The organism is Variovorax sp. NFACC27 (assembly GCF_048301545.1).
Classification (GTDB): domain Bacteria; phylum Pseudomonadota; class Gammaproteobacteria; order Burkholderiales; family Burkholderiaceae_C; genus Variovorax; species Variovorax gossypii.
On sequence record NZ_CP157613.1, the window covers coordinates 2,857,937 to 2,881,260 of the forward strand.

Here is a 23,324-nt window from a genome sequence, read left to right on the forward strand (position 1 = left end):
GACCGGGTTCCTCAGGCGTTCAGCGCGTCGTGGAAATGCTCGATGTGGGTGGCGATCACCTCGCCGAGCTCTTCGAGCGCGAAATGGCCCGTGTCGAGCAGCTTGAAGTCGACCCGCCGCAGGTCGCGCTGGTAGGGATAGGCGCCTGAGGGCGGAAAGATCACGTCGTTGGCGCCCCAGACGATCAGCGTCGGCGGCTGGTGCTGCCTGAAGTAGGCCTGCCAGGCGGGGTAGAGCGATAGGTTGCTGCCGTAGTCGTGCAGCAGCGCCGCCATCGCGTCCTTGTTGCCGGGGCGCGCCAGCAGGGCGCGCTGCAGCAGCCAGCTGTCGGGGTCGATGCGCTCCAGCTCCTTCACGCCGTGGGTGTAGTTCCACGCCAGGGCTTCGTCGGACATGGCGGCGTCGCGGATGCGCGCGTAGTTGGCGGGCGACGGGTCTCGCCACAGCTCGCGAGCCAGTCCCCAGAAGCTGTCGGGCAGGCCTTCCTCGTAGGCGTTGGCGTTCTGCACCACGAGGAAATCGACCTTCTCCGGGCGGCGGCTTGCCAGCCTGAAGCCCACCGGGCCGCCGAAGTCCTGCATGTAGAGGCCGTAGCGCTCGAGGCCGAGCTGGTCGGTGAGCTTGCCGACGATGTCGGCGAGGCTGTCGAAGGTGTAGCTGAACTCCGCGACCGAGGGCGCATCGCTGTGCCCGAAGCCTGGGTAGTCCGGCGCGATGACGTGGAAGCGATGGGCCAGCTGCTCGATCAGCCCGCGGTACATGAAGGACGAGGCCGGAAAGCCGTGCAGCAGGAGCAGGGCGGGCAGGGCCGGGTCGCCTGCCTCGCGATGGAAGATCTTCAGACCGTCGACGGTGGTGGTGCGGTAGTGAGTCATGGCGGTTGCGGCATCGCCGCTGTGGTTTCAAAAAAAGACCAGATGGATTCTATCGATATGGTTTTATGTTGCAACCGATGTGGCGATTGAAGCGAACCGGCGCGGCACCCATGCCCGCCTGACCCCGGCAAAACCCCAAGCAGGGTGGTCATGAAAATACCAGTGCCCCGGCTCGCGTGTACGCGGCGCCGCGCCGCCGCTGCCTACGCTTCGTCCCACCTGTTTCCGCCGCGATTCCCCGGCAATCCACGACAGGCTCAAAGGAGACAAAAGCGATGGCTGTTCAAGAAAACCGGTACCGGATGACGGGTTGCGCGATGGCGCTGGCGGCGCTGGCCGCATGGGGTGGCGCGGCCCAGGCGCAGCAGGTCTGCAAGGAGGACCTGCGCGTCCTGTCCCAGCCCCGCGACGGGCTGACCCTGCTCGAAAAGTACAAGGACGAGTTCAAGGCCCTCGCCGGTGCCTCGTTCAACATCGACAACCTCAACGAGAACGACCGCCGCACCAAGACCCGCGCGGACGCTTCCACTGTGGGCAAGTACCACGTGTACTACGTCGACGAGGCCAACGTGCCGCTGTTCGCCCAGTCGAAGTGGATCGTGCCGCTGGCCAAGTACTACCCCGCCGACTACGACTACGCCGACTTCGACCCCGGCCGCCAGAAGGTCGCCAGCTTCGACGGCCAGGTCTGGTTCGCTCCGCTCACCGGCGGCGGCGACCTGCTGGTCTACCGCAAGGACCTGCTCGAGAAGGCCGGCATCAAGCCGCCGACCACGCTCGACGAGTTCGTCGCCGCGGCGAAGAAGCTCAATGACCCGGCCAACGGCGTCTATGGCGTCGCGCTGCGCGGCCAGCGCGGCTCCGGTGCCAACGTGTGGCGCTGGATGCCCTTCTTCCGCGGCTACGGCGGCCAGTGGTTCGAGGGCGACAAGCCCGTGTTCGATTCGGCCGCCGCGGTGAAGGCCACGCAGACCTACCTCGAGCTGTTCAAGTACTCGGCGCCCGGCACCAAGACCGGCGGCTGGGACGAATCCACCGGCGCCTTCCTGGCCGGCAAGGTGGCGATGCTGGTCGAGTCGACCCCGCTGGCCGGCAACGCGCTCGACCCGAAGATGTCGACCGTGATCGGCAAGGTCGCCTACCTGCCGCCGCCCACGCCGCTGACCGGCGGCGGCTATGGCCACGGTCTGGCCATCGGCGCCAAGGCCAACAAGACCGAGGAGGCGAAGAAGTGCGCGGGCCTGTTCGTCGCCTGGGCCACCTCGAAGAAGCAGGAGCAGCGCCGCCTCGCGGAAGGTCAGTTCGGCGAGCTCAACCGCACCAGCGTGCTGTCGAGTCCCGAGTTCGCCAAGCGCTATGGCGCCGACCTCGGCAAGGCGCTGGCCGACACCGGCAAGGTCACGGCCGTGAACTTCTGGCAGGACCCGGCCTGGCCCGATCTCGGCGACCGCTGGGGGATCATTCTCGAAGAGCTGATCACCGGCTCGCGCACCGACATCAAGGCCGGCCTCGACGAACTCGACGGCTACGCGAAGCAACTGGTCGCGCGGCGCAAGAAGTAATGACGCTCAGGGAGAAAAAAAGGAAGACGACGAGGCTGCCTCTCGTCTTCATCGGGCCCGGGCTGCTGGTGCTGGCGGTGCTGGCACTGGTGCCCACCCTTTTCGCGATCGGCATCTCGCTGCAGGACCGCGAGCTCGGGCAGGCCGACACGGCCTGGGTCTGGCTGTCGAACTACATCCAGCTCTTTTCCGACCGGCGCTTCCTCAACTCGGTGCGCGTGTCGCTGGTGTGGGAGGTGCTGACGGTCAGCGCCACCATGGGCCTGGCGGTGTTGCTGGGCGTGCTGATGTTCCAGTGCACCACCGCGCGCTGGCGCAATGTGTTGTCGATGCTGTTCATCGTGCCGGTTCTGCTGCCGCGCGTGTCGGCGGCCTTCGTGTGGAAGTTCGCCTTCCACCCGCTGTTCGGCCTGCTGACCTGGCCGTACAAGGCCGTCACCGGCGAGCCGCTCGACCTGCTGGCCAGCCCGGTCACCGCGCTGCTCACCGTGGCTTTCGTCGACGTGTGGCAGTGGGGCCTCTTCTTCGCCGTCATCGTGCTCAAGCTGCTCGAGACGCTGCCGCCCCAGCCCTTCGAGGCCGCGCGCATGGACCATGCGAAGACCTGGGAGGTCTACGCCTACGTGGCGCTGCCGATGCTCAAGGCGCCGCTGGTCAGCCTGTGCTTCGTGAAGATGGTGGAGTCGCTGCGCGCCTTCGACCTCATCTACGTGATGACCCGCGGCGGCCCCGGCATCTCGACCGAGACGCTGGACATGTACGCCTTCTCGCAGGGCTTCATCGAGTCGGGCCGCATCTCGTATGCCTCGGGCATGGCGGTGCTGATGATGGTCGCCTCGACCGTGGCCTTCACCTACATCTGGAAATGGACGCGGCCGAAATGAGCGCTGCTGCAAAGAAGAAGTTCTCCGTCGGCACGCTGCTCGCGCGGCTGGTGCTGATCCTGGCCGGACTCTCGGCGCTGGTGCCGGTTCTGTGGACCTTTCTCAACTCGTTCAAGAACCGGGTCGACATCGTCTCGGCGGTGCCCAAGTTCTTCTTCACGCCCACGCTGGAGAACTACGTGTATGTGCTCAGCCGCGAGGCAGTGGCGCAGGGGCTCGTCAACTCCGTCGTGGTGGTGGGCGCGGCGGTGATCGCTGGCGCCGTGCTCGGGCTGCCCGCGGCCTACGCGCTCGCGCGCTACCCGCTGCGCTGGGCCAACGACATCCAGTTCTTCGTGCTCTCCATGCGCTTCCTGCCGCCGGTGGCTGTGGCCATTCCGCTGATGGTGATCTGGCTGCAGCTGGAGCTGTACGACACGCGCATCGCGCTCGTCGTCACCTACACGCTGCTCACGCTCTCCACCGTGATCTGGCTCGCCATTCCCGCTTTCAAGGCCGTACCCAAGGAGGTGGAGGAGGCCGGCCGCGTCGACGGCTACGGCCCCTATGCGATCTTCTTCAAGGTGGCGCTGCCGATCGCCGCGCGCTCGCTGATCGGCGCCATCGCCTTCGGCTTCGTGCTGGTGTGGAACGAGTTCCTCATCGCGCTGATGCTCACCACCTCGGACGCCAAGACGCTGCCCATCGTGGCCTCTGAGCTGAGCCAGCTCGGGCGCGACGTGCCCTGGGGCATCCTGAACGCGTCCGTCATCCTGCTTTCGCTGCCGCCGCTGCTCATGGTCGGCGTGCTCAGCGGCTTCCTCAATGCGGCGTTCAAGCGCAGGCGCGACGCGGCATGAATCCAGAGAGCCCACTTTCCCGGAACAACGAAATGTCCGCAATCAGCTGTCACAAGATCATCAAGCGCTACGGCGACACGCAGGTCGTCCATCAGTTCGACCTCGACGTGTCCGACAACGAGTTCGTCGTGTTCCTCGGCCCCTCGGGCTGCGGCAAGTCGACCATCCTGCGCATGCTCGCGGGCCTGGAAGACATCTCCGACGGCGACCTCATGATCGGCGGCCAGCGCGTGAACGACCTGCCGCCGCAGGAGCGCGGCATCGCCATGGTGTTCCAGAACTACGCGCTCTATCCGCACATGAGCGTGCGCGACAACATCGCCTTCGGCCTCAAGCGGCTGAAGGTGCCCAAGGCGGAGATCGACGCGCGCATCAAGGAGGTGTCGGACACGCTGGGGCTGGAGCGCTACCTGCAGCGCAAGCCCACCGAGTTGTCGGGCGGGCAGCAGCAGCGCGTGGCGATCGCGCGGGCGATGATCAAGACGCCCAAGGTTTTCCTCTTCGACGAGCCGCTGTCGAACCTCGACGCCAAGCTGCGCAATCACATGCGCATCGAGATCGCCCGGCTGCACCAGGCGCTGAAGACCACCACGGTCTACGTGACCCACGACCAGCACGAGGCGATGACGCTGGCCGACCGCATCGTGCTGCTGCGCGACGGGCGCATCGAGCAGGTCGGCTCGCCGCGCGAGATCTTCGAGCGGCCGCGCTCGGCCTTCGTGGCCGGCTTCATCGGCACGCCGCCGATGAACCTGGTGGAGATGGAAGTGCGCGAGGCCGCGCAGGCAGGGCCGACAGTCGAACTCTTCGGCCGTGAAGGCACCGTCCGGGTCGACGCGCACCGGTTCGCGCTCGAAGGCCGCAGGCGCGTCACGCTCGGCGTGCGGCCCGCGCACCTGCTGGTGGATGCCCATGGCGGGCAGCACGGCGGCTTCCAGGGCGAGGTGCAGCTCATCGAATACCTCGGCAACGAGGTGCTGGTGAGCTTCGGCCAGGGCGACGGCGAGATCGCCGCGCTCATGCCCTCCGCGCAGTGCCCCGGGCTGCGCGAGCGCGTGCGCTTCGTGGCCGACCCCGCACAGGTGCACATCTTCGACATCGATTCGGGCGCCTCGCTGCTGCGCGCTGAAACCTCATTGCATTGACCACATACCGACAACACTCCTTCAAGGACTCAAGACCATGAAAGCACTGGTTCTGGAAAAAGCGCACGAGCTCAGGCTGCGCGAGCTCGACATCCCGCTTCACGTGGGGCCGCGCGACGTGAAGATCCGCATGCACACCGTGGGCGTGTGCGGCAGCGACGTTCACTACTACCAGCACGGCGGCATCGGCCCCTACGTGGTGGAAGAACCCATGGTGCTGGGCCACGAGGCCTCGGGCATCGTGGCCGAGGTGGGCTCGGAGGTCACGCACCTCAAGCCGGGCGACCGCGTTTGCATGGAGCCCGGCATCCCGCGCATGGATTCGCGCGCTACGCTCGAGGGCATCTACAACCTCGACCCTGCCGTGCGCTTCTGGGCCACGCCGCCCATCCACGGCTGCCTCACGCCCTTCGTGGTGCACCCGGCGGCATTCACCTTCCGCCTGCCCGACAACGTGAGCTTCGGCGAAGGCGCCATCGTCGAGCCGCTGGCCATCGGCCTGCAGGCAGCGAAGAAGGCCGCGCTGAAGCCGGGCGACGTGGCGGTGGTCATCGGCGCCGGCACCATCGGCGCGATGACGGCGCTGGCCGCGCTCGCTGGCGGTGCCGCGCGCGTGATCCTCGCGGACCTCGTGCCCGAGAAGCTGGCGCTGTTCGCCGGCAACCCGGCCGTCACCACCGTCGATGTGCGCGCCGGCAAGCTCGCCGATACGGTGAAGGCGTTGACCGACGGCTGGGGCGCCAACGTCGTGTTCGAGGCCAGCGGCAGCGCGCGCGCCTTCGACGGCATCTTCGACCTGCTGTGCCCCGGCGGCTGCCTGGTGATGGTGGGCATACCCGCCGACAAGGTGGCCTTCGACATCGTGGCCATCCAGGCGAAGGAGGTGCGCATCGAGTCGGTGTTCCGCTACGCCAACATCTTCCCGCGCGCGCTGGCGCTGATCGCGTCGGGGCAGGTCGACGTGAAGCCCTTCATCTCGCGCACCTTCGCCTTCGAGGACGGCATCAAGGCCTTCGAGGAAGCGGCGGCCGGCCGCGCGACGGACGTGAAGATCCAGATCGAGTTTCCGGAGCCTGCGGCCGCCTGAGGGCGTCGGCAAGCCTTCGACGCAGGGGCTCCGGGCAAGGGGAAATGCCGGGGGGCGCGGCGCGCGTGCGCGGATAAAGTGGCCGGGCTTTTTGCCACCCGGAGCCCTCGCGCCAATGCCCTTGCCGTTTCGCAACGTCGTCCTCACCGGTGCCTGTGGCGGGCTGGGACAGGCGCTGGCGCGCGAGCTGATCGGCAACGGGGCGAGCGTGGCGCTGGTGGGGCTCGATGCCGGCAGGCTCGCCGAACTGGCCGCGCTCGCGCCCGAGCGCTGTGCGGCCTACACCCCCGACGTGTCGCAAGGCGCCGCCATGCAGGCCATGGCCGCCGACTGGATGGCGCGCGCCGGCGTGCCCGATCTCGTGATCGCCAATGCCGGCGTCGCGGGCGGCTACGACACCGCGCAGGCCGACGACCTGGCCGTATTCCGCCGCATGCTCGAGATCAACCTGCTGGGCGCGGCCACCACCTTCCAGCCTTTCGTGGGCGCGATGCGCGCGCAACAGCGCGGCGCGCTGGTCGGCATGGCCAGCATCGCCGGCTGGCGCGGCATGCCTGGCAACGGCGCCTACTGCGCCAGCAAGGCCGGGCTGATCCGCTACCTGGAAAGCCTGCGTGCCGAACTGCGCGAAACGGGCCTCACGGTGCACACGATCAGCCCCGGCTACATACGCACCGCGCTCACTGCCGGCAACCGTTTCGCGATGCCGGGGCTGCTGGAGGCCGACGAGGCAGCGCACCGGCTGCTGGCGGCCGTGACGGCGGGGCGCGAGAAGATCGTGCTGCCGCGCCGCATCGGCTGGCTCTCGAAGGCGCTCGACTTGCTGCCGGAGAAGCTTCACGACCGCCTGTTGCGAGGCCAGCCGCGCAAGCCCCGTGTCGGCGAAGCGGGCGCGACAGCCATTCCCGGTCTTTCGAAGGAGCCTCCGCCCCGATGACGTCCAACGCCGCCGCAGTACCGACCCACGAACAGATCGCGCTGATCGGCGCGGGCCCCTCCGGCCTTGCCGGTGCGCGCAACCTGCAGAAGCACGGCGTGCCGTTCCAGGGCTTCGAGGCGCATGGCGATGTGGGCGGGCTGTGGGACATCTCCAATCCGCGCTCCACCGTCTACCACTCGGCGCATCTGATCTCGAGCAAGCGCACCACCGAGTTCACCGAGTTCCCGATGGCCGACACGGTGGCCGACTACCCCAGCCACCGCGAGCTGCGCCGCTACTTCAGCGACTTCGCCGAGCGCTTCGGGCTGCGCGAACACTTCCGCTTCAACACGCGCGTGCTGCGCGTCGAGCCGGCGAGCGACGCGCCCGATACGCGCTGGCTCGTCACCACCGAGGACGGCGAGGGCACCGTCGAGACGGCCGAATACAGGGGCGTGGTCATCGCCAACGGCACGCTCGCCGAGCCCAAGCGGCCGAGCTTCGACGGCAACTTCGATGGCGAGCTTCTGCACACCAGCGACTACAAGCACCCGGAGCTCTTCAAGGACAAGCGCGTGCTGATCGTCGGCGCGGGCAACTCGGGCTGCGACATCGCCGTGGATGCCGTGCACTACGCCAGGAGCGTCGACATCTCGGTGCGGCGCGGCTACTACTTCGTGCCCAAGTACGTGTTCGGCAAGCCGGCCGACACGCTGGGCGGCAAGCGGCCGTTGCCGCCATGGCTCAAGCAGCGCATCGACTCGACGGTGCTCAAGTGGTTCACCGGCGATCCGGTGCGCTTCGGCTTCCCGAAGCCCGATTACCGGATGTACGAGTCGCATCCCATCGTGAACTCGCTGGTGCTGCACCACGTGGGCCACGGCGACATCGGCGTGCGCGGCGACGTCGCGCGGCTCGACGGGTGCACGGTGCACTTCAGGGACGGCAGCGCGCGGGACTACGACCTGATCCTCGCGGCCACCGGCTATGCGCTGCACTACCCGTTCATCGACCGCGAGCTGCTGAACTGGCAGGGCATGGCGCCGAGGCTGTACCTCAACATCTTCTCGCCGCGCTTCGAGAACATCGCGGTGCTCGGGATGATCGAGGCCAGCGGCATCGGATGGCAGGGCCGCTACGAGCAGGCCGAGCTGGTGGCGCGCTACTTTCGCGCGCAGGCGGGCGGCTCGCCCAGGGCTGGCGCGCTGCGTGCCGCGGCGCAGGGGCCGGCGCCCGACCTGTCGGGCGGCTTCAAGTACCTGCAGCTGGAACGCATGGCGTACTACGTGCACAAGGACACCTACCGCGCGGCCGTGCGCAACGCGGCCGCGGCGCTGGCCGACCCTGCCTGAAGACGAAGAAAGAAAAGAAGGAGGCCCCGCGCATGCTGCCCGTCGACGAGATACGCCTGCACTTCAACCCGGCCTCGCTGGTGCTGCTCAACGTGGTGCTGGGCTTTTTGATGTTCGGCATCGCGCTGGACACGCGCATCGAGGACTTCAAGCGCGTGGCGCGCATGCCCGGCGCCATGGCAGTAGGCATAGGCGCGCAGTTCATCGTGCTGCCGGCCGTGACTTACGTGCTCACGCTGATCCTCAAGCCGGGCCCGAGCATTGCGCTGGGCATGATCCTGGTGGCCTGCTGCCCGCCGGGGAACATCTCGCAGATCCTCACGCACCGCGCGCGCGGCAACGTGGCGCTGTCGGTGTCGATGACGGCGATCTCGAACGCGCTTTCCATCGTCGTGATGCCGCTGAACTTCGCGTTCTGGGGCGGCCTGCATCCCACGGCCTCGGCGCTGCTGAAGACCATCGCGCTCGATCCGCTGGACATGCTGGGCCATATCGTGGCGATCATCGGCGTTCCCTTCGTGCTGGGCGTGGCCTGCGCACACAGGTTCCCGGCGCTCACGGCGCGCATCAAGAAGCCGGTGGGCGTGCTGAGCTTCGTCGCGCTGATCGTGTTCATCCTCGGCGCCATCGCGGGCAACTGGCGCTTCTTCCTCGACTACGTGGGGCTGGTGCTGATGGCGGTGGTGATCCACGACGCGCTGGCCTTCGGCACCGGCTACCTATGCGCGCGGCTTTCGGGGCTTGGCGACTACGACCGGCGCGCGGTGTCCATCGAGGTGGGCATCCGCAACGCCGGGCTCGGGCTGGTGCTGATCTTCAGCTTCTTCGGCGGGCTCGGCGGCATGGCCGTGGTGGCCGGCGTATGGGGCTTCTGGGACATCATCGCCGGCCTTGCGCTGGCAAGCTGGTGGGGCCGCAAGCCCGCGAAGCCATGAGCGGCGAAGGACTCGTCGCGCGCCGCGTGCTGGTGACCGGGGCCGACGGCTTCCTGGGGCGCGGCCTGCTCGCCGCGCTGGCGAAGCAGGGCACGCTGGAAGCGCTGGTCGCGGTCGACGTGCGCGAGGTGCCGCCCGACCGACGCCTGATGGGCGTGGCCTACCAGCAGCTGGACGTGCGTGATTCGCGCATCGCAGAAGCCATTGCCGACCATGCCGTCGACACCGTGGTGCATCTCGCATCCATCGTCACGCCGGGCAAGGACTCGAACCGTGCCTTCGAGCATTCGGTGGACGTGGGAGGCACGCGCAACGTGCTCGAAGCCTGCGTGGCGAAGGGCGTACGGCACATCGTGGTGTCGTCCAGCGGCGCGGCCTACGGCTACCACGCGGGCAACCCGGCGTGGATCACCGAGTCGCAGCCGTTGCGCGGCAACGTGGTGTTCGCCTATGCCGACCACAAGCGGCAGGTCGAGGAGATGCTGGCCGGCTATCGCGAACGACATCCGGCGCTGGCGCAGACGGTGCTGCGCATCGGCACCATCCTCGGCGAGCGGGTGGACAACCAGATCACGGCGCTGTTCGAGAAGAAGCGGCTCATCGCGATCCGCGGCAGCGAGAGTCCCTTCGTGTTCGTGTGGGACGAGGACGTGACAGGTGCCATCGCCCATGCGCTCGGTGGCGCGCCGCCCGGCTGCTACAACCTCGCGGGCGACGGCGCGCTGACCATCCACGAGATCGCCTCGCGGCTGGGCAAGCACGCAGTCGACTGGCCGGCCGGCGTGCTGAAGACGGCGCTGGCGGTGGGCTCGGCGCTGGGCGTGAGCCGCTACGGGCCGGAGCAGCTGGACTTTCTGCGCTACCGGCCGGTGCTGCTCAACACCGCGCTGAAGGAGCGCTTCGGCTATGCGCCGAGCAAGACCAGCGGCGAGGCCTTCGATGCCTTCGTGGCGGCGCGGGCGCGGCTGGGTCGGCCTGTCACTGCTTCTTCCTGACTTCCTCGGGCGGCGGCGCGACCAGGTAATCGAGCATGCGCCGGGCGTTGAGCGGCAGGTCTTCCGACGAGCGCACGCAGGCCATCAGCGTGCGCTCGGCCCAGGCGTCGGCGAGCGAGGCGCGCGCGATCTTCATCGAACGGGCACAGCGCTCGGCCGCGGTCTGCGGGACGATGCCGACGCCGATTCCGTACTCGACCATGCGGCACACGGCCTCGAAGTTGCGCACGCGCACGCGGTAGGCCAGGTGCTTGCCGAGGGCGCGCACGTGCTGGGTGATCAGCAGCTGCAGCGCGCTGTCGGCGGGCAAGCCTACGAATTCGCTGTCGACCACTTCGGCCAGCCGCAGGCGGCGGCGCCCGGCCAGTGCGTGGCCGCGCGGCATGACGAGCACGAGGTCGTCGCGCCGGAAGGGATGGCATTCGAGGCCCTCGCTGTCGATGGCGTCGGAGACGATGCCGATGTCGCACAGGCCTGCTCGCAGCGCTTCCACCGTGTCGGGGCTGGGGCGCTCTTCCAGGTCGACCGAGATGCGCGGATGCTCGGCGAGAAAGCGGCTCAGCACCTCGGGCAGGTGCTCGGTCAGCGCCGAGGTGCCGCACATGAAGCGCACATGGCCCTTGAGGCCCTGGCCGTACTCGCCGAGTTCGCCGCGCAGCCGCTCCATCTGCTGCAGCACGACGCGCGCATGGTGCAGCAGCGTGCGGCCGGCCTCGGTGGGGCGCACGCCCTGCGCGTGGCGGGTGAGCAGGGGGCTGCCGAGGGCGTCTTCCATGCCGCGCACGCGCTGGCTGGCGGAGGCCAGCGTCATGTGCGAGCGGCCGGCACCGGCGGTGAGGCTGCCGGCCTCGACGACGTGGATGAAGAGCCGCAGGTCTGTGAGATCGAAGCGCATGGTGGGCGGAGTGTGCACCAGGAGCCTCAGTCCCAGCCTGAGGCCGGCTGCGCGAATGCCGCATTTCAGGGCGCGGGCTTCATCGGCAGACTCGGCCGCGATGACAGCAATGCAACCCACCGACACGATGATCTTCTGGGCCGCCGCCACGGCCGTCTACCTGCTGGCCGGGGTGATCAAGGGCGTGGTCGGCCTCGGGCTGCCGACGGTGTCGATGGGGCTGCTCGCGCTGTGGATGTCGCCGGCGCAGGCCGCGGCGCTGCTGATCGTGCCTTCGCTGGTCACCAACATCTGGCAGACCGGGCCGCGCGCGACCTTCATGCCGGTGCTGAAGCGCATCGGCGGCATGCAGGTGGGCGTGGTGGCCGGCACGCTGGGTGGCGCGCTCTGGCTGGGCGTGCCGGCCGGGGCGTGGGCGACGGTGGCGCTCGGCGTGGCGCTGATCGTCTATGCGGTCTGGGGGCTTACCGGGCGGCAGTTGCATGTGACCGACGCGCAGGCGCGCTGGGTGGGGCCGCTGGTGGGCATCGTGACCGGACTGGTCACCGCGGTGACGGGAGTGTTCGCGGTGCCGGCGGTGCCGTACCTGCAGGCGCTGGGCTTCCAGCGCGATTCGCTGATCCAGGCGATGGGGATTTCGTTCACCACCTCGACGGTGGTGCTGGCCATCGGGCTGGCCGGGAACGGGGGCTATCCGATGTCGGTGATCGGAGGCTCGGTCGCGATGCTCGCGCCGGCCATCGGCGGCATGGTGCTCGGGACCTGGCTGCGCAAGAGGCTGTCGGTGGCGGTGTTCAGGCGCTGCTTCCTGATCGGGCTGGCGCTGCTGGGCTTGTACATGGCCGTGCGCGCGGCCGGGGCGTGAGGATGGTGGCGTCTCAGGCCGCGAGCAGCAGGGCCGAACGCACGCGCTCGATGGTCTGGCGATAGGGCAGGGCGAAGTCGTCGAGCGGATCGCCGGCTTCGAGCCAGCTGAACAGGAACACCAGGCCTTCTTCCTCGGGACTGCCCGTGGCCGTGTGCGTGAAGCTCTCGGGCAGGGCGCCCTCGGCGCGCATCAGGAACAGGTGCCACAGCTGCGGGTGGCGGTGCGTGTTGCCTTCGACGCCGGCTTCGCATTCGCGGTCCAGCGTGCCCAGCGACTGCAGCTCTCCGGCGTAGTCGATGCCCGATTCCTCGAGCAGCTCGCGGCGCACCGCCACGTCGGGCGATTCGCCGGGCTCGATGGTGCCCTTGGGGAGCTGCATGCCGCCATCCTCGGGATGGCGGAACACCAGCAGCCGGCCCCGGGCGTCGACCAGGCAGGCACAGGCCTTGGGAATGGTGACGCTGGGGCTGCCGGCGTTCATGCTCAGGCGCCCGTCAGAGCGGCCTTGACCGCTGCGCTGACCTGGCCCATGTCGGCCTTGCCGGCCAAGCGGGTCTTGACCACGCCCATCACCTTGCCCATGTCGCCGGGGCCGCTGGCGCCCAGCTCGGCCACGATGGCCTTCACTTCGGCGGCGACTTCATCGGCGCCCATGCGCTGGGGCAGGTAGACCTCCAGCACCTTGATCTCGGCGGCTTCCTTGTCGGCGAGGTCGGTGCGGCCGCCGGTGGTGAAGGCGGCGATGGAATCCTTGCGCTGCTTGACCATCTTGTCGACGATGGCGACGACCATGGCGTCGTCGAGCTCCACGCGCTCGTCGACTTCCTTCTGCTTCATGGCGGCCAGCAGCAGGCGGATGGTGGCAAGGCGCTCGGATTCCTTGGCGCGCATCGCCGTCTTCATGTCTTCGTTGATCTGTGCTTTGAGAGTCATTCGGCAACCTTTCGGAAAAAACAAAAGCCGCGGCAGGTTTCCCTGGCGCGGCTGAGGCAACGGAGCGGCGGTGCTGACTTTCGTCTGGGCCTGCCGCCCGGGGCGTTGCTTAGTACAGCTTCTTGGGCAGCTGCATGCTGCGCACGCGCTTGTAGTGGCGCTTGACCGCGGCTGCCTTCTTGCGCTTGCGTTCGGCGGTCGGCTTTTCGTAGAACTCGCGGGCACGCAGGTCGGTCAGCAGGCCGAGCTTTTCGATGGTGCGCTTGAAACGGCGCAGGGCGACGTCGAAGGGCTCGTTTTCTTTAACGCGGATGGTGGTCATTGATGAATCGTTGAAATGAATTTGGCTTGGAGAGATCGAGGCCCCAAGCCGGGGTTCCTCAACTGAAATCTTTTGCGGCCGTTGAGGTAAGGCCAAGAGTTAGCCCGCGAGTATAGCACTCCCCCAGGCTGCGCGCACTTCGTGTCGCTTCGCCAACCCCCTCGCCGGGGGCGACACCTGAGGCCCGGCAAAGCCGGTTCCTCGGTGTCTCTGAAGGGGGCGAGAAGGTCAGAGGGACTGGGCGCACGCATGTGCGCTTGCCCAGGCCCACTGGAAGTTGTATCCGCCCAGCCAGCCGGTCACGTCGACCACTTCGCCGATGAAATACAGGCCCGGCTGCTTCGACTCCATGGTCTGGGACGACAGGTCGCGGGTGTCGACGCCGCCGGCCGTTACCTCGGCCTTCTTGTAGCCCTCGGTGCCGCTGGGAACGATCTGCCAGCGGGCGATGCGCTCCGACAGTATCGCCAGCGCCTTGTCGGCCGCTTCATTCACCGGCCGCTGCAGGGCCGGGTCCTGTCCGACCCAGGCGTCCGCCAGCCGGGAGGGCACCAGGGCGGCCAGTTCGTTGGCGATTCGTTTTTTCGACCGCAGCTTGGCCTCGCCCAATGCCTCGGCCACGTTCACGCCGGGGGCGAAATCCAGGGTCAGCGGGGCGCCGGGCTTCCAGTAGCTCGAAATCTGCAGCACCGCCGGGCCCGACAGGCCCCGGTGGGTGAAGAGCAGGTCTTCGAGGAACGCCATCTTTTCCTTCTTGGCGCCGGTCTCGATGCGCACCGGCAGCGCCAGCCCGGCCAGTTCGGCATAGGGCGCCCAGGCGTCGCCGCCGAAGGTCAGCGGCACCAGCGCGGGGCGGGGCGCGACCATCCGCAGGCCGAACTGCTCGGCGATGCGGTAGCCGAAGTCGCTGGCGCCGATCTGTGGAATCGACAGGCCGCCGGTGGCGACCACGATCTTTGGCGTTTCGACCGGCCCCCGGCTGCTCTCGATTCGATAGCTGCCTGCGCCCGTTCCGTCTGCATTGGAGGCGGAAAAAGCGATGCTCCCGACCTTGCACGGCTGCCAGCGCTCGACCCCGCCCGCCGCGCACTCGGCCAGCAGCATGTCGACGATCTGCTGCGAGGAGCCGTCGCAGAAAAGCTGCCCCTTGTGCTTCTCGTGGAAGGCGATCCCGTGCTTCTGCACCAGCTCGATGAACTGTTGCGGCGCATAACGCGACAGCGCCGAGCGGCAGAAATTCGGGTTGTCGCCGATGAAGTGCCGCTGCGGCGCGCGCACGTCCAGGTCGCGGTTCGTGAAGTTGGCGCGTCCGCCGCCCGAGATGCGGATCTTCTCGCCCACCTTCTCGCTGTGGTCCACCAGCAGCACCTTCAACCCGCGCTGGCCCGCCACGCCGGCGCAGAAGAGCCCGGCGGCCCCGGCGCCGATCACGACGACGTCGAAGCGCGACGAAGAAGAGCCAGCCGCGCTCAAGGGCCGTCGGCCGCCAGGATCGGCGGCGGGTTGTATTTCAGATGCCCGACGTAGCGCAGCGGCTGCGTGGCGGCGATGGAGGGCACGTCGCCCTCGCGCATGTGGAGCAGGTCGGCCGGGCTCACCCAGCGCGGGTCGGCATTGGTGATCGGCAGACCTGCCTGCCTGTAGGCCTCCAGCACGAACTGCGAGCAGAAGAACTGGTCGTCGCGGCTCGCGCCCAGCTGCACCATGGCCATGCCGCTCATGCAGTAGTGGCTGACGGCGGTGGGCATCAGCGGCAACTCGCACAGGCGGCGGTTCAGCACGAAGGGCGCGTTCAGCAGCACGCCCACGGTGTTGTAGCTGGTGCCGACCTGCGACATCGCCCACTCGCGCATGCGGGCGGCGCCGGCGTCGTCCACGCCCGGCACGCGGAATGCCACGACCATCTGCTCCTCGTCGACCACTTCGGCGAGCGGCCGCGCGCGCACGCCGGTGCCGACGGCCTCGGCGATCTGGCCGTCGCCCAGGTACAGCACCGCGTGGCTCACCGGCGAGAAGGTGCCCAGCCGGATGCCGAAGGAGTTCACCGTGGCGATCGAGGTCAGCAGGATGTCGCCCGGCGCCAGCGCGTCGGCGGCGATGAGCTCGCCGCCGTTGCCCGGTGCGATCACCGAACTCTGCACGCGCAGGCGCAGGCCGTTGTCCTTGGTCGGCAGGTCGAGGCGGGTGGCGCAGGCGGAAAGCAGCAGGGCGGCGCCCGCGGCGACGATGGCCGCGGCGGCCCGGAAAGGAATTCGCATCAGCCCTTCCAGACGAACGGGAACTTCAGCTGCTTGAAGAAGCCGTTGGGCACGTAGTCGCCCAGCACGCCGTACTTCTCGGGCCAGAGCTTGGTGCTCTTCACGGCCGTGCCGAAGATGTAGTCGAGGAAGGCGTAGTGCGCCGCGTAGTTCTTGTCCAGTGCTTCCTGGTCCTGGCTGTGGTGCCAGTGGTGGAAGTTGGGCGTCACGATCAGGTAGCGCAGCGGGCCGAGCCGCACGCTCACGTTGCAGTGGTTGAACACCGCCTGGAAGCCCACCACCACGATGTAGGCGTCGATCACGTCCTTGCTGAAGCCCAGCACGTAGATGGGAGCCAGCACCAGCGTGCGCGTGATCAGCAGCTCCAGGATGTGCTGGCGCGAGCCCGCCATCCAGTCCATGCTCTTCACGCTGTGGTGCACCGCGTGCAGGCGCCACAGCACGGGCACCTCGTGGTAGGCGCGGTGCGTCCAGTACTGCACCAGGTCGGCCACCAGAATGATGAGCAGCAGCCCCGCCCAGAACGGCAGGTTGCCCACCCAGCCGCGGATGCCGTCGTTGGCCGCCCAGCCGAAGAGCTTGTGCACCATCAGGTTGGTCGCCAGCAGCACGAAGCCCACGATCATGTGGTTCACCACGAAGTGGTGGAAGTCGGTCTGCCACTCCTCGCGGAATACCGGCTGGTCCTTTCGCAGCGCGAACAGCTTCTCGATGAAGATGAAGATCAGCGAGGAGCCCAGCAGGTCGAGGATGAACCAGTCGAGCCCGATGTAGGGCGTGTTGTCCGCGAAGTCGTGCACCGGCACCTTGTGCCCGCCCAGCAGCGCCGAGGCCGCCACCAGCAGGAACGCGGCCGAAGACAGCCAGCGCGAGCGGTTGAAGATGATGTTGACCAGGGAAAGCCCGCCCGAGATGACCAGCGCCGTGAGCAGGATGACGCGCATCACGTCGACGTTGTAGCTCTTGCGCAGCTCCGGCGTCGTGAGGTACTGCGGGAAGTGGAAGGCCAGCACGCCCAGAAAGCACAGGATGGCAAGGCTCAGCGCGATGGTCCCGGTGACCAGCCCCTTGCCGCGGCGCAGTTCGCCGTGGCTTTCCGTGAATTCGTTGAGTTTCTCGAGCATTTCCGCCTCTCTCGCTTGTGTTTTTGTCGGGGCGCGATTTTAGAGGGGCTGCCGGAAAACGCTCACTTTCTGCGGATGGAGCGCCGCCGCAGCAGCGCGGCAGCGCCCAGCGCCACGCCCATGACCAGCAGCGACACCACGGTGGTCACGGTACCAAGTGCATAGATCGAAGGCGTGGTTACCGTCGAGGTCAGCCCCTGCAGCTCGAGCGGCAGCGTGTTCACGTCACCGATGGCCTGCGAGGTGCGGGCGATCTCGTCCCACGACAGCGTGAAGCCGAACATGCCGATGCCCACGATCGAGGGCCCGATCAGCGGCAGCACCACGAAGCGGAATGTCTGCCAGGGCGTGGCGCCCAGGTCGCGCGCGGCCTCCTCGTAGGCGGGATTGAAGCGGTTGAACACCGCGAACATGATGAGCAGGCCGAAGGGCAGCGTCCACGTCAGGTGCGCGCCCAGCGCGGAGCTGAAGAGGCCGAGCGCGGTGCCGTAGCCTTCGAGCAGCGCGGCGGCGTCCATCGCCGTCAGCACGCTCTTGATGCCGGTGTCGATCAGCCGGAACTGCAGGCCGATGCCCAGCGAGATGATGATCGACGGCATGATGAGGCTGGCGACCGTCACGAAGAACAGGGCGTTGCTGCCCGCGAGCTTCTTGCGGAACGCGAGCCCGGCGAGCACCGACAGCACCACGGTGAACGCCATCACCACCGCGCCCAGCACCAGCGAGCGCCTGAAGGCCGCGCCGATGTCGACCGTGCCCAGGCCCTCGGCCAGCTTGTGGAACCAGTGCAGCGACAGCCCGCGCAGAGGAAAGGTCAGCCCGCCCTCGGGCCCCTGGAAACTCAGCACGAAGATCGTGATCATCGGGCCGTACAGGAACAGCACGAAGAGCCCGAACACGGTGGCCAGCGGCCAGAATCCGGGCGCGCGCTGCGCGCCGATGTGTGTCTGCATCTCAGAGCTCCTTGCGGATGTCGACCATCCGGGTCAGCCCCCAGATGATCATCAGCACCACGGCCAGCAGAATCATGGCGTTGGCCGCCGCCAGCGGGAACTGCAGGTACGAGGTCTGCACCTGGATGATCTTGCCGATGGAGGCGATCTGCTGCCCGCCCATCACGCCGATGGTGACGAAGTCGCCCATAACGATGGTGATGACGAAGATGGAGCCGATGAGGATGCCGGTGCGCGACAGCGGCACCACCACGTTCCACAGCGTCTGCCAGCCCGAGGCGCCGGCGTCGCTGGCCGCCTCGAGCAGCGAGCGGTCGATGCGCATCATGCTGTTGAAGATCGGCACGATCATGAACATCGTGTACAGGTGCACGAAGGCCAGCACCACCGAGAAGTCGGAGAACAGCAGCCACTCCAGCGGCTGATCGACCAGGCCGATGCCCATCAGCGCCTGGTTGACCAGCCCGTTGCGTCCCAGCAGCGGCACCCACGAGATCATGCGGATCACGTTGGAGGTCCAGAAGGGCACCGTGCACAGCACGAACAGCACCGTCTGCATGGTCGAGGAGCGCACGTGGAAGGCCAGGAAGTACGCGACCGAAAAGCCGATCAACAGCGTGATGCCCCACACCAGCAGGCAGAACTTGAAGGTGCTCAGGTAGGTGTTCAGCGTCACGCAGAGGTCGCCGTTGTCGGTGAGCCTCGAGCAGCCTTCGAACAGGCTGAGGTAGTTGCGCAGCGTGACGGCAGGTATCAGCTCGTACTCGTTGAAATTCCACAGGCTGACCATCGCGACCAGCGCCAGCGGAATCAGGAAGAACAGCAGGAACACCAGCGCGAACGGTGCCGCCTGCCACCAGGCCTTCACGGCATGAACCGGGGCAGCGGCGGCATGGCTGGACACGACGGGTGTACTCATGGATGAAAGCGAAAGACTGTGTCCAAGGGCGAGCGAAGCGATGCCTGTTCGTGGGACACCGCGGAACCGGCTTTGCCGGGCCGCAGGTGTCGCCCCCGGTCAGGGGGAGGGAGAAGCGACACGCAGTGCGCGAAGCCTGGGGGCGAGCCTTCTTACGCAGCCACGAACTCGTTCCATTTCCTCACCATGTACTCGTTCTCGTCCATCACCGCGTTCCAGCACGCGATGCCGCCCATGCGCTGTTCGTAGCTGCCGCCGTCGCGTACCGAGCCGGCCTTGGCGATCACGTCGCCCTGCGGGCTCTTGATGTCCTGGGAGGCGGGCTTGCCTTCCATCCAGTAGGCCCACTCGTAGGCTTCCATCTTGGTCTTGGCGGTGTCGAGCACGGCGCTGTAGTAGCCCTGGCGGTTGAGGTAGGCGCCGGCCCAGCCGTCGAGGAACCAGTTGATGAACTCGTAGGCGCCGTCGAGCTTCTTGCCCGAGAGCGTGGCCGGCAGCCCGAAGCCCGAGGCCCAGGCGCGATAGCCTTCCTTGAGCGGCTGGAAGGTGCAGTCGATGCCCTTGCTTCGCACGGCCGTGACCGCGGGCGACCACATCGACTGGATCACCACCTCGCCCGAGGACATCAGGTTCACCGATTCGTTGAAGTCCTTCCACAGCGCGCGGAACTGGCCCGCCTTCTTGGCCTCGATCAGCGCCTTGATGGTCAGGTCGATTTCGGCCTTGGTCATGTTGCCCTTGTCGGCGTACTTGTGCAGGCCCTTGGCCTCCACCACCATCGCGGCGTCCATGATGCCGATCGAGGGAATGTTCAGGATCGCGGCCTTGCCCTTGAACTCGGGGTTCAGCAGCTCGGCCCACGAGCCGATGGGACGCTTGATGAGGTCGGGGCGGATGCCCAGCGTGTCGGCGTTGTAGGTGGTCGGGATCAGCGACATGTACTGCGTGGCCGCCTTGGCGAAAACCTTGCTCTTCTCGCCTTCGAGGTAGATCACCTTGACGGGTGCCGTGCCCTGGCTGCCGACTTTCTTGCCTGCCACTTCGCCCTTGGTGAAAAGCGAGGTGATCTTGTCGGCGTTCTTCACGCGCTTGGTGTCGATGCCCTTCAGGTTGCCGGTCGGCACGATCTTCTTGAGCGAGAAGAACTCGGTGTCGATCAGGTCGAAGCTGTTGGGCGCGGTGACGGCGCGCTTGGTCACGTCGTCGGTGGTCACGGCCACGTACTGGATCTCGATGCCGGTGTCGGCCTTGAACTTCTCGGCAATCGCCTTGTCCTGGTTCACCGCGGTGCCGAGGTAGCGCAGCACGATCTTTTCCTGTGCGTGCACGAAGGGCGCGATGCCTGTGGCCAGAATGCCGGCGGTGCCTTGCAGCAACGTGCGGCGCTTGACGCCGTTGAACGAGTCGATGGGTTCGGTCATTGCTGAGTCTCCAGAGAAAAAGGTGGAAAGAAACGAACGTGAGAAAACAAGAAACTGGTTGCCGATGCGCTCACAAGGTCATGGCGAGCGCGGCGGTGTCGTCGCGCTGGGCGGCCCCGGTACCGCTGGGCGCCGACGCCCGCTCGCCCGGCGGCTTGACGCCGGGGCCGAGCACGCGCGCGTCGGCTTCGGCCCACGAGAGGCGCACCGCTTCGCCGTGTGCATAGGGGCGAGCGAGGAAAGCGGCTTCGCCCAGCAGCACCGACACGCTCTGGCGCCCGGCGGCGGCGCCGTCGAGCGCGAGGCCGAGCAGCACGTAGGTGCCCTGGTATTCGACGTCGGTGACGGTCGCGGCGAGGGCCGCGCTGCCAGCGTTGTTTTCCGAAGCCGCGGCGATCCGCATGCGATCGTTGCGCACCGCGATCGGGCCGCCCGGCGTGTCGAACACGTTGTGGCCGCCCATGAAGCGCGCCACGAATTCGCTCGCCGGGTGGTTGTAGACCGCATGCGGCGAGCCGACCTGCTCGATCACGCCGTGGTTCATGACCACCATCGTGTCTGCCAGCGCCATCGCTTCCTCCTGCGAATGCGTGACGTGGATGAAGGTCAGGCCCAGCTCCTTCTGCCAACGGCGCAGCTCGGCGCGCATCTGGATGCGCAGGAAGGGGTCCAGCGCCGAGAGAGGCTCGTCCAGCAGCAGCACCCGGGGTTCGGTGATGAGCGCGCGCGCCAGCGCCACGCGCTGCTGCTGGCCGCCGGAGAGTTCGCCGGGCTTGCGTTCGGCCAGGTGGCCCATCGCGACGCGGGCGAGTAGTTCGTTGGCGCGCCGGTGGCGCTCGGCCTTGCCGACGCCTTTCATCTTGAGGCTGAAGGCCACGTTGTCGGTGGCCGAAAGGTGGGGAAAGAGCGCGAAGCTCTGGAACATCATCGCCGTGCCGCGTGCGGCGGCTGGCAGGTTGGTGATGTTGCGGTTGTCCAGCAGGATGTCGCCGCTGCTGACCGACTCATGCCCCGCGATCATCCGCAGGGTGGTGCTCTTGCCGCAGCCCGAGGGCCCGAGCAGGCAGCAGTAGCTGCCGCTGGCGATGCGCAGGTCGATCCGGTCGACGGCGGCCGGGGTGTCCGGCGCGTAGCGCTTGGTGAGGGCGACGATTTCTACCGCGGCGGGTTCAGGCGTGGCGACGACATTCATTGCCGTCGGCGCAGCACGATCCATGCCACGCCGGGGACCGTGGCATGAACGACGGTTCGGGGCGCGGCGCCGGCGCCGCCCCGGTCAGGAACCCGTCAGGTGCCGAACTTTTCCGCGCCCACCGGCAGCGCCGCCGCGGCCAGCCCGCGCAGCACGTCGCCCACCACGATCACCGCCGGGCTTGCCAGGCCTGCTTCGGCGATGCCGTCCTGCAGCTTGCCGAGCGTGGTCGCGATGTGCTTCTGGTGCGGCAGGCTCGCATGCTGGATGACCGCCACCGGCGTGTCGGCCGGCAGGCCGTGCAGCAGTTCGCGCTCGATGTGCGATACGCCCGACACGCCCATGTAGATCACCAGCGTGAGCCGCGCGTTGTACGCGGTCGCGGCCAGCGCGCGCCAGTCGGTCGGGTCTTCGGCGGCACCGGCGCCGGTCTTGGCATGGCCGGTGACGAAGACCACGCCCTGCGCGTGGTCGCGGTGCGTGAGCGGAACGCCCAGCGCGGTCACGGCAGCGAGGCCGGCGGTGATGCCGTTGACCACGGCGCATTCGATGCCGGCTTCGCGCAGGTGCTCCACCTCCTCGCCGCCGCGGCCGAAGATGAACGGGTCACCGCCCTTGAGGCGCACCACCGTCTCGCCTTCGCGCACGGCGGTGATCATCAGCCGCTCGATGAAGGCCTGCGGCGTGCTCTTGCAGCCGCCACGCTTGCCCACGTGCACGATGCGCGCGCCGGGGCGGGCGTAGGCCTGCACGATCTGGTCGTTCACGAGGTCGTCGACCAGCAGCACCGTTGCGGCCTGGATCGCCTTCACGGCCTTGATGGTCAGCAGTTCCGGGTCGCCGGGGCCTGCGCCCACCAGCGTGCAGCGGCCGGCGATGAGGGAGGTGGGGTTGTCGTTGTTCATGCGTGGGATGCCAATGCCAGTTGCGTGATGTGCCTGACCTGCGTCGCGATGGCCTCCGGCACGGGAAGCTCGCCGGCCAGCACGCGTCGCGTGTAGTCGGCGGTGGTTGCAACGTCGATTTCCTTGGGCAGCCCCGGCACCTCCGAGGCGGTGCCGGCTTGCTGCGACTGCAGCTCGGTGCGCACGCCGCGCACGAAGCCGTCGATCTGCGCGGTGCGGCGCGGGTCCGACACCACTTCGCCCTCGAGGCCGCGCGAGAGCAGGGCGGTCATGCCCGTGAGCTCGAAGGTCTCGCCCATGACGCGGGCGTATTCGGGGTGCGTGTAACTGGCCACCACCACGCAGGGGCCGGCGGTGGGCTGCATCAGCTTCACCACGCTGTGGCCGGGGTTGCGCAGGCCGACCACGCGGCGCACGTCGAGCAGGCGCTTGAGCGCGGGGTTCAGGAGTTCGGTGGGCGCGAAGGTCACCTCGCCGCTGGCGACGGGGCGGATGGCCGTCATCGGCGCATGGCCCAGGGCCGTCAGCACGTTCGACGCCAGCACGCGCGAGGTTTCGCTCGCGCTGCCGTGCACCAGCACCGGCAGGCCCTCGCGCGCCAGCAGCAGCGCCAGCAGCGGCGTGAGCACAGGCAGCTTGCGCGCGCCGTTGTAGCTCGGCAGAACGACCAGCGCGCGTTCGCCGGCGGGAATGAGGTTCAACCGCGCATGGGTGGCATCGAGGAAGCCGGCCATCTCCTCGGGCGTCTCGCCCTTGATGCGCATGGCCAGGCAGAAGCCGCCGATCTCGAGGTCGGTCACGGTGCCGTCCAGCACCTGGCCGAACAGGTCGGTGGCCTGTTCGCGCGTGAGCGGCTTGGCGCCTCGCGCGCCGCGGCCGATTTCCTTGATGTATTGGCTGATTCCCATGGGTAGGCGGATTGTCCTGCAACGCTTATGCCG

24 protein-coding genes are annotated in these 23,324 nt (G+C 67.8%); 10 read left to right on the top strand and 14 right to left on the bottom strand.

From position 1 onward, the window contains the following. Nucleotides 1-11: 11 nt before the first annotated feature. A complete protein-coding gene (locus tag ABL840_RS13350) occupies nucleotides 12-875 on the bottom strand; it encodes an alpha/beta fold hydrolase (RefSeq protein ID WP_093300684.1) in 864 nt (287 codons plus the stop codon). 317 nt (nucleotides 876-1,192) lie between these two features. Between ABL840_RS13350 and ABL840_RS13355 the strand changes: the two genes are divergently transcribed. From ABL840_RS13355 to ABL840_RS13395, 9 genes are all read left to right on the top strand, one after another. Further along, nucleotides 1,193-2,437: an ABC transporter substrate-binding protein gene (locus tag ABL840_RS13355; RefSeq protein WP_176947449.1), complete on the top strand. Its 1,245-nt coding sequence runs from the start codon at nucleotides 1,193-1,195 to the stop codon at nucleotides 2,435-2,437. Continuing rightward, nucleotides 2,437-3,321, top strand: a complete 885-nt coding sequence (locus ABL840_RS13360; RefSeq protein WP_093300681.1) for a carbohydrate ABC transporter permease — start codon at nucleotides 2,437-2,439, stop codon at nucleotides 3,319-3,321. The genes ABL840_RS13355 and ABL840_RS13360 overlap by 1 nt, the downstream gene beginning before the upstream one ends. Next, entirely contained in the window at nucleotides 3,318-4,160 is an 843-nt protein-coding gene (locus ABL840_RS13365; RefSeq protein WP_093301185.1) for a carbohydrate ABC transporter permease, read from the top strand. The genes ABL840_RS13360 and ABL840_RS13365 overlap by 4 nt, the downstream gene beginning before the upstream one ends. A gap of 32 nt (nucleotides 4,161-4,192) precedes the next feature. After that, complete coding sequence (locus tag ABL840_RS13370; protein WP_093300680.1) at nucleotides 4,193-5,305, top strand: ABC transporter ATP-binding protein; 1,113 nt, start codon at nucleotides 4,193-4,195, stop codon at nucleotides 5,303-5,305. Nucleotides 5,306-5,342: 37 nt separating this feature from the next. After that, nucleotides 5,343-6,392: an NAD(P)-dependent alcohol dehydrogenase gene (locus ABL840_RS13375; protein ID WP_093204717.1), complete on the top strand. Its 1,050-nt coding sequence runs from the start codon at nucleotides 5,343-5,345 to the stop codon at nucleotides 6,390-6,392. A gap of 115 nt (nucleotides 6,393-6,507) precedes the next feature. Continuing rightward, the gene (locus ABL840_RS13380; RefSeq protein ID WP_093300678.1) at nucleotides 6,508-7,329 is read left to right on the top strand and encodes an SDR family oxidoreductase; all 822 of its coding nucleotides are present in this window, start codon (nucleotides 6,508-6,510) and stop codon (nucleotides 7,327-7,329) included. Further along, nucleotides 7,326-8,663, top strand: coding sequence for a flavin-containing monooxygenase (locus ABL840_RS13385; RefSeq protein WP_093300677.1), 1,338 nt, complete (start codon nucleotides 7,326-7,328; stop codon nucleotides 8,661-8,663). Before ABL840_RS13380 ends, ABL840_RS13385 begins: the two co-directional genes overlap by 4 nt. Before the next feature lie 32 nt (nucleotides 8,664-8,695). After that, nucleotides 8,696-9,598: a bile acid:sodium symporter family protein gene (locus ABL840_RS13390; RefSeq protein WP_093204723.1), complete on the top strand. Its 903-nt coding sequence runs from the start codon at nucleotides 8,696-8,698 to the stop codon at nucleotides 9,596-9,598. After that, nucleotides 9,595-10,593, top strand: coding sequence for an SDR family oxidoreductase (locus ABL840_RS13395; protein ID WP_093301184.1), 999 nt, complete (start codon nucleotides 9,595-9,597; stop codon nucleotides 10,591-10,593). Before ABL840_RS13390 ends, ABL840_RS13395 begins: the two co-directional genes overlap by 4 nt. Here the strand turns inward: ABL840_RS13395 and ABL840_RS13400 are convergent. After that, nucleotides 10,577-11,488 (bottom strand): LysR family transcriptional regulator, encoded by a 912-nt coding sequence (locus tag ABL840_RS13400; protein WP_093300675.1) that lies wholly within the window; start codon nucleotides 11,486-11,488, stop codon nucleotides 10,577-10,579. The genes ABL840_RS13395 and ABL840_RS13400 overlap by 17 nt on opposite strands. 109 nt (nucleotides 11,489-11,597) lie before the next feature. On the opposite strand from ABL840_RS13400, the gene ABL840_RS13405 reads away from it, so the two are divergent. Further along, entirely contained in the window at nucleotides 11,598-12,353 is a 756-nt protein-coding gene (locus tag ABL840_RS13405) for a sulfite exporter TauE/SafE family protein (RefSeq protein WP_176947448.1), read from the top strand. 13 nt (nucleotides 12,354-12,366) lie between these two features. On the opposite strand, the gene ABL840_RS13410 is transcribed toward ABL840_RS13405, so the two are convergent. From ABL840_RS13410 to ybiB, 12 genes are all read right to left on the bottom strand, one after another. Then, complete coding sequence (locus ABL840_RS13410) at nucleotides 12,367-12,837, bottom strand: NUDIX domain-containing protein (RefSeq protein ID WP_093300672.1); 471 nt, start codon at nucleotides 12,835-12,837, stop codon at nucleotides 12,367-12,369. Between the two features lie 2 nt (nucleotides 12,838-12,839). Beyond that, nucleotides 12,840-13,289, bottom strand: a complete 450-nt coding sequence (locus tag ABL840_RS13415) for a GatB/YqeY domain-containing protein (protein WP_093300671.1) — start codon at nucleotides 13,287-13,289, stop codon at nucleotides 12,840-12,842. Between the two features lie 109 nt (nucleotides 13,290-13,398). Further along, complete coding sequence (gene rpsU / locus ABL840_RS13420) at nucleotides 13,399-13,611, bottom strand: 30S ribosomal protein S21 (RefSeq protein ID WP_007833691.1); 213 nt, start codon at nucleotides 13,609-13,611, stop codon at nucleotides 13,399-13,401. 228 nt (nucleotides 13,612-13,839) lie between these two features. Next, the gene (locus ABL840_RS13425) at nucleotides 13,840-15,084 is read right to left on the bottom strand and encodes an NAD(P)/FAD-dependent oxidoreductase (protein WP_093300669.1); all 1,245 of its coding nucleotides are present in this window, start codon (nucleotides 15,082-15,084) and stop codon (nucleotides 13,840-13,842) included. Next, entirely contained in the window at nucleotides 15,081-15,869 is a 789-nt protein-coding gene (locus ABL840_RS13430; protein WP_093300668.1) for a YaeF family permuted papain-like enzyme, read from the bottom strand. Before ABL840_RS13430 ends, ABL840_RS13425 begins: the two co-directional genes overlap by 4 nt. Beyond that, nucleotides 15,869-16,993, bottom strand: a complete 1,125-nt coding sequence (locus ABL840_RS13435; protein WP_093204740.1) for a sterol desaturase family protein — start codon at nucleotides 16,991-16,993, stop codon at nucleotides 15,869-15,871. Before ABL840_RS13435 ends, ABL840_RS13430 begins: the two co-directional genes overlap by 1 nt. 62 nt (nucleotides 16,994-17,055) lie before the next feature. Then, a complete protein-coding gene (locus ABL840_RS13440; protein ID WP_093300666.1) occupies nucleotides 17,056-17,946 on the bottom strand; it encodes an ABC transporter permease in 891 nt (296 codons plus the stop codon). Nucleotide 17,947: 1 nt separating this feature from the next. Beyond that, a complete protein-coding gene (locus tag ABL840_RS13445) occupies nucleotides 17,948-18,865 on the bottom strand; it encodes an ABC transporter permease (RefSeq protein ID WP_093300665.1) in 918 nt (305 codons plus the stop codon). 152 nt (nucleotides 18,866-19,017) lie between these two features. Next, complete coding sequence (locus ABL840_RS13450) at nucleotides 19,018-20,286, bottom strand: ABC transporter substrate-binding protein (RefSeq protein ID WP_093204748.1); 1,269 nt, start codon at nucleotides 20,284-20,286, stop codon at nucleotides 19,018-19,020. A gap of 70 nt (nucleotides 20,287-20,356) precedes the next feature. Next, complete coding sequence (locus tag ABL840_RS13455) at nucleotides 20,357-21,478, bottom strand: ABC transporter ATP-binding protein (protein WP_093300663.1); 1,122 nt, start codon at nucleotides 21,476-21,478, stop codon at nucleotides 20,357-20,359. Between the two features lie 95 nt (nucleotides 21,479-21,573). Further along, nucleotides 21,574-22,383, bottom strand: a complete 810-nt coding sequence (gene cobA / locus ABL840_RS13460) for a uroporphyrinogen-III C-methyltransferase (RefSeq protein WP_093204754.1) — start codon at nucleotides 22,381-22,383, stop codon at nucleotides 21,574-21,576. Further along, entirely contained in the window at nucleotides 22,380-23,291 is a 912-nt protein-coding gene (gene ybiB, locus ABL840_RS13465) for a DNA-binding protein YbiB (protein WP_093300662.1), read from the bottom strand. The genes cobA and ybiB overlap by 4 nt, the downstream gene beginning before the upstream one ends. Nucleotides 23,292-23,324 lie beyond the last annotated feature (33 nt).

What these genes read in the sequence shown, in the direction of transcription:
- ABL840_RS13395 (WP_093301184.1), top strand. Translation starts at nt 9,595, where the DNA reads ATGAGCGGCGAAGGACTCGTCGCGCGCCGCGTGCTGGTGACCGGGGCC.
- ybiB (WP_093300662.1), bottom strand. Translation starts at nt 23,291, where the DNA reads ATGGGAATCAGCCAATACATCAAGGAAATCGGCCGCGGCGCGCGAGGC.
- ABL840_RS13380 (WP_093300678.1), top strand. Translation starts at nt 6,508, where the DNA reads ATGCCCTTGCCGTTTCGCAACGTCGTCCTCACCGGTGCCTGTGGCGGG.
- ABL840_RS13385 (WP_093300677.1), top strand. Translation starts at nt 7,326, where the DNA reads ATGACGTCCAACGCCGCCGCAGTACCGACCCACGAACAGATCGCGCTG.
- rpsU (WP_007833691.1), bottom strand. Translation starts at nt 13,611, where the DNA reads ATGACCACCATCCGCGTTAAAGAAAACGAGCCCTTCGACGTCGCCCTG.
- ABL840_RS13450 (WP_093204748.1), bottom strand. Translation starts at nt 20,286, where the DNA reads ATGACCGAACCCATCGACTCGTTCAACGGCGTCAAGCGCCGCACGTTG.
- cobA (WP_093204754.1), bottom strand. Translation starts at nt 22,383, where the DNA reads ATGAACAACGACAACCCCACCTCCCTCATCGCCGGCCGCTGCACGCTG.
- ABL840_RS13435 (WP_093204740.1), bottom strand. Translation starts at nt 16,993, where the DNA reads ATGCTCGAGAAACTCAACGAATTCACGGAAAGCCACGGCGAACTGCGC.
- ABL840_RS13365 (WP_093301185.1), top strand. Translation starts at nt 3,318, where the DNA reads ATGAGCGCTGCTGCAAAGAAGAAGTTCTCCGTCGGCACGCTGCTCGCG.
- ABL840_RS13390 (WP_093204723.1), top strand. Translation starts at nt 8,696, where the DNA reads ATGCTGCCCGTCGACGAGATACGCCTGCACTTCAACCCGGCCTCGCTG.
- ABL840_RS13415 (WP_093300671.1), bottom strand. Translation starts at nt 13,289, where the DNA reads ATGACTCTCAAAGCACAGATCAACGAAGACATGAAGACGGCGATGCGC.
- ABL840_RS13455 (WP_093300663.1), bottom strand. Translation starts at nt 21,478, where the DNA reads ATGAATGTCGTCGCCACGCCTGAACCCGCCGCGGTAGAAATCGTCGCC.
- ABL840_RS13430 (WP_093300668.1), bottom strand. Translation starts at nt 15,869, where the DNA reads ATGCGAATTCCTTTCCGGGCCGCCGCGGCCATCGTCGCCGCGGGCGCC.
- ABL840_RS13355 (WP_176947449.1), top strand. Translation starts at nt 1,193, where the DNA reads ATGGCGCTGGCGGCGCTGGCCGCATGGGGTGGCGCGGCCCAGGCGCAG.
- ABL840_RS13360 (WP_093300681.1), top strand. Translation starts at nt 2,437, where the DNA reads ATGACGCTCAGGGAGAAAAAAAGGAAGACGACGAGGCTGCCTCTCGTC.
- ABL840_RS13350 (WP_093300684.1), bottom strand. Translation starts at nt 875, where the DNA reads ATGACTCACTACCGCACCACCACCGTCGACGGTCTGAAGATCTTCCAT.
- ABL840_RS13440 (WP_093300666.1), bottom strand. Translation starts at nt 17,946, where the DNA reads ATGCAGACACACATCGGCGCGCAGCGCGCGCCCGGATTCTGGCCGCTG.
- ABL840_RS13410 (WP_093300672.1), bottom strand. Translation starts at nt 12,837, where the DNA reads ATGAACGCCGGCAGCCCCAGCGTCACCATTCCCAAGGCCTGTGCCTGC.
- ABL840_RS13445 (WP_093300665.1), bottom strand. Translation starts at nt 18,865, where the DNA reads ATGAGTACACCCGTCGTGTCCAGCCATGCCGCCGCTGCCCCGGTTCAT.
- ABL840_RS13375 (WP_093204717.1), top strand. Translation starts at nt 5,343, where the DNA reads ATGAAAGCACTGGTTCTGGAAAAAGCGCACGAGCTCAGGCTGCGCGAG.
- ABL840_RS13400 (WP_093300675.1), bottom strand. Translation starts at nt 11,488, where the DNA reads ATGCGCTTCGATCTCACAGACCTGCGGCTCTTCATCCACGTCGTCGAG.
- ABL840_RS13370 (WP_093300680.1), top strand. Translation starts at nt 4,193, where the DNA reads ATGTCCGCAATCAGCTGTCACAAGATCATCAAGCGCTACGGCGACACG.
- ABL840_RS13405 (WP_176947448.1), top strand. Translation starts at nt 11,598, where the DNA reads ATGCAACCCACCGACACGATGATCTTCTGGGCCGCCGCCACGGCCGTC.